Origin of the sequence: Planktothrix sp. FACHB-1355, from assembly GCF_014748295.1 — a bacterium.
GTDB lineage: Bacteria > Cyanobacteriota > Cyanobacteriia > Cyanobacteriales > Aerosakkonemataceae > Aerosakkonema > Aerosakkonema funiforme_A.
In genome coordinates, this window is the sequence record NZ_JACJUP010000517.1 from 1 (window position 1) to 4,533 (window position 4,533).

Consider the following 4,533-nt stretch of genomic DNA (forward strand, 5'->3'; position numbering starts at 1 on the left):
TACATTAGAAATTTTAGCTTTATATTCTTTGGCATTTAATTTATCTAATAACTTCAAACCCAGTTTGCCATACCGATATCCAGAGTCAATATCTTCAGCCGTACCGCACAAAATCAAAGCATAAAAACCATACCCTTGAATGGCAGATGCACAATTTCCATATTTGACCGATATATCGATCATCGTAAATACAAGAGAGGGTAACAAAGAGGGATTCGACCAATAAACAGGAGGCATTAAGGGAACCAAGATACGCGATGCTGCCAACTTATAAGCATCAGTTAAAATTGGTAGGTTGATTAAATCTTCAATTATCAAGTTTTTTGGAGCTTCTTCTAAGAGGGGAACTCCAAGCATTTCCACTACAGATAGCCCAGTATCAACAGCATCTTGCACCGCGAGTCGAGCCACGTACATCTGTATTTTTAGTTCGTACACCTTCACTTTATCGAGCAAATTTGTTGCTTTTTGCAAGATAATTTCAGCGTATGAGTTGGCGCGATCGAAGTTGGTATTTAAGTATTCAGATTCGGCAATTTCTACATAGAGATTGAGGCTCAGGTCGTACTGACTTTCCCAAGACGATGGTGACAGCAATCCTATCCCGACATATAAATAATTGACGGCTGCTTCATAAGCGGTCGCCGCCTTAGCTTTCTTACCAGCGATGAGATTCAAGTTTGCCAGTTTGTCTCTTTCTTTTTCAGAAGTGAGTAAGTCAGTGCCGTAATTTAGTTGGTTGACTATATCGAAGATATTTTCGGCAATTTCCTCAGATGGGGTATGTTCGAGCAGTAGTTCGCCGATTTTTAGGTGAGTTTGTTTTTTGTTCTCATCTGGGATGAGAGAATAAGCTGCTTGCTGTACGCGATCGTGCAAAAATTTGTAGCGAACTTTTACTGAGTCTACAGGCATTGCTACCTGTACTGAATTGTCAAATACTAACGGAATTTTGTAGCTTTCGCTTAAGGGTAGAACCAAACCAGCTTGCAGCGCGTCCCACAAATCCGCAGCCGTTTTTGGCTCGGATTTTTGATTGACAATGCTCAAAACATCTAAATTAAACTTGTCGCCAATACAAGCTGCTAACTTTAAGACTTTTTGGGTTTCTTCGGCCAATTTTTGGATATTTCTGGCAATCAATTCGACAACATTATAATCGGTGATACCTACTGCTTGAATTTGCTTGATATCCCACTCCCAAATGCCAGCGCTGTAGTCAAATGTCAAGAGTTTTTCAGAGTGCAGAGTAGCAAGCATCTGAGTGAAGAAGAAAGGATTGCCCTGAGTTTTATTGAAAATTAATTCTGCTAGTGGCTTCGCTCGACTTATTTCATAGTGCAGGGTATCGGCAACTAATTGACCGACATGGTAAATATCTAAAGGTTGCAATGTAATCGTTTCTATGATGGCACCCGTTTTTTTAATCTCATCCAGCGTCAGCATCAGCGGATGAGTCGGGCTGACTTCGTTATCTCGATAAGCTCCGATCAGCAACAGATATTGGCTATCAGGATCGCTCATCAGCAGTTGAATTAACTTCAGAGAAGCTGAATCTGCCCACTGCAAATCATCTAAAAAAACTACTAGCGGGTGCGAGGGTTTTATAAATACATGAATGAACTCTCGAAACACCCTATTGAATCGATTTTGAGATTCTGATGGCCCTAATTGGGGAACGGGCGGCTGTTTACCGATAATCTGTTCTATTTCGGGAATGACATCGATAATAACTTGACCGTTAGCTCTGAGAGCTTCTAAAATTTGTTCTTTCCAAGCCGCTATTTTTTCAGCGGTTTCTGTGAGCAAATGCCGTACCAATTCCCCAAAGGCTTGAATTACCGCAGCATAAGGAATATTCCGCTTAAACTGGTCAAATTTGCCGGATATAAAATAACCGCGTTTGGCTACAATTGGTTTGTGAACTTCATTGATAACGCTTGTTTTGCCAATACCTGAATAACCGCCCACGAGCATCGTTTCGCTGCTGCCTGTACTGACGCGATCGAAAACTTCCAACAATTGGGTTACTTCCGCTTCGCGTCCGTATAGCTTTTGGGGGATGATAAATTGGCCGTATTTATCCAATTTTCCGGGAATGAAGTTGTCAATTTTTCCGGTACTTTCTAATTGATTAAGGCAGATTTCTAGGTCGGCTTTTAGCCCCAGCCCACTTTGATATCTGTCTTCTGCGGTTTTAGATAATAATTTCATTACAATATCGGAAATCGCCCCTGGAATTTCTGGTTCGATCCGATGGGGCGGTTCTGGTTGTTTAGCTATATGGCAGTGGACTAATTCCAGGGGGTCAGTGGCATTAAAGGGCAATTGACCAGTTAGCATTTCATAAAATGTTACGCCTAACGAGTAAAAATCGGTGCGATAATCAATAGAACGATTCATCCGCCCTGTTTGCTCTGGCGACATATAGGCAAGAGTGCCTTCTAGCAAATTCGGATTGCTGAGATTCTGGTTTTCTCTAGACAGACTTGAGGCAATGCTAAAGTCGATAATTTTAACTTGCCCTGTTCGATCGTTGATGATAATGTTTTGGGGTTTAATATCTTTATGGATAATCTTGTTTTGATGCAAATGACCTATGGTTGACGCTAGTTGTATGGCAATTTTAATAAATTTTATTATCCCAATTTTTTGGTTGTTCAGAAAATATTTGAGCGATATGCCCGAAAAGTCTTCTAATATTAAAGCTAGGCCGTTGTTACAGTTTTCTAAAGCATAGGGTTTAATAATCCCTCCTAAATCAAACCTTTGTAAAATTTTATATTCATGTCTGAGCTTAGTGATTTCTTCGAGAGTGGGATACTCGGCTTTCAGGGTTTTAATAATCACCGATGTTTTAGATTCTTCTCTGACACCGCGATAAATAACAGTACTAAGACCTGCTTGAATTTTTTCAGTAATTTGATAACCTGGGATTGAAATTGTCATTGTGCTTACTCCGGGGATAAATTTTGGCGCTCGCGAATTGTTAGTTATTTTATGTAAATCTTCAATGGGAGCGACTTATTAACATATTAGCAAGCCTCTACTTTTCTAATTTGCCGTCTGTTCTGTTAGTAAAACAAAAAAGACATTTTCCAAGCCTTTTTCAAAGCATAAGGTTTTGACCAAATTTTGCTGTTGGGAAAGCAAAGAATTAACTATTATCATATCCGGTTTTACTGCTAACGCCTTATCAATGCACTCCTGTTCGTTAGAAGCTTCCATAACGCTGTATCCCTTTGCCTGCAATACCTCAGAAATGGTTTTCACATCTGAGGCATCTTCATCTACTACTAAAACTTTCTTCTTCGATATGCCTTGAGACAGTAGTAACCCGATATTTTTATGCAGTTCTTTTGCGTTAACAGGCTTAGTAAAATAACTATCTATGCCCAATCGATAGCCCCTCTGTTTATCTTCAACTATCGACAATATGATGATGGGAATACTCATTGTTTGCGGGTCGTTTTTCAAAACTGCTGCCACATCAAAACCATTGATATGAGGCATCATGACATCCAAAATAATTAAGTCTGGTTTTTTATGTTTTACTTGGTTAATCGCATCTATCCCATCTTTGGCTTCTCTAATTTGATAACCTTCAGATTCCAATTGTTGTCTGAGCAGAGCGCGAATGTTTTTATCATCATCAACGATGAGAATAGTTTTTTCTTGTTCTCCTGGCAATGGAGTTGTTGGGATAAAATTTTGTTTTAATTGCTTCACTAAAATATCAAGTGAAAATTTTTCTAGATCGATATCTATCCGATCGGGAATAGGTATGGAAAATGAGAAGTTGCTGCCTTGCCCCAGTTGACTTTCGACCCAAATTGTACCGCCATGATGTTCGACAATTTGCTTGCAAATTGGTAGCCCCAAACCGCTGCCTTTGGGTTTATCTGTAAGGGTGTCTCCTACCTGCTGGAATTTCTCAAATACTTTCTGTTTATCAAATGGGGCAATGCCGATACCAGTATCGATGATGCTGACGATAATCTGGTTATCTTGTTGTCTTGCTTTAATAGTACAAGAGCCTGTTTCGGTAAATTTTACGGCATTGGAAATGAGGTTAATTAGTACTTGAAGCAAGCGATCGCTATCGCCCAGAACCTGCCGCAGCCCATCGGGAACATCTTTGTGCAGTTTCAGCCCACTTTCTAGAAAAAGAGACGATGTAGCGGCGATCGCTCTTTCAATAATCTCTGCGATCGATACAGGCTGCATCTGCCATTCTACTTTCCCTGCTTCCATTTTGGCTATATCTAACACATCGTTGATTAAAGATGTCAAGCGCTCGCCCTCAGATACGATGATGTTAATATTTTCTCCCACTTGCCTGAGCATTTTCTGAGCTTTACGATCGTCTGCCTGAATCAGAGGAAATACCCCTTCCTCCAGTTTTTTCTTAATAATCTTGGTAAATCCCAGTACAGAGGTTAGTGGGGTTCGCAGCTCGTGGGAAACTGTAGAGATAAAATCGGTTTTCATGCGATCGATTTCTTTTTGGGCTGTGATATCGCGGATGACGAT

At 40.2% G+C, this 4,533-nt stretch carries 2 protein-coding genes; both read right to left on the reverse strand.

Features of this window, described 5'->3' with window-relative positions:
* Positions 1–2,949 (reverse strand): serine/threonine-protein kinase PknK (locus tag H6S82_RS19640; protein ID WP_191056591.1); only part of this gene is annotated, 2,949 nt, incomplete at its 3' end.
* A 105-nt stretch (positions 2,950–3,054) separates the two neighbouring features.
* Positions 3,055–4,533 (reverse strand): hybrid sensor histidine kinase/response regulator (locus H6S82_RS19645; RefSeq protein ID WP_191056592.1); only part of this gene is annotated, 1,479 nt, incomplete at its 5' end.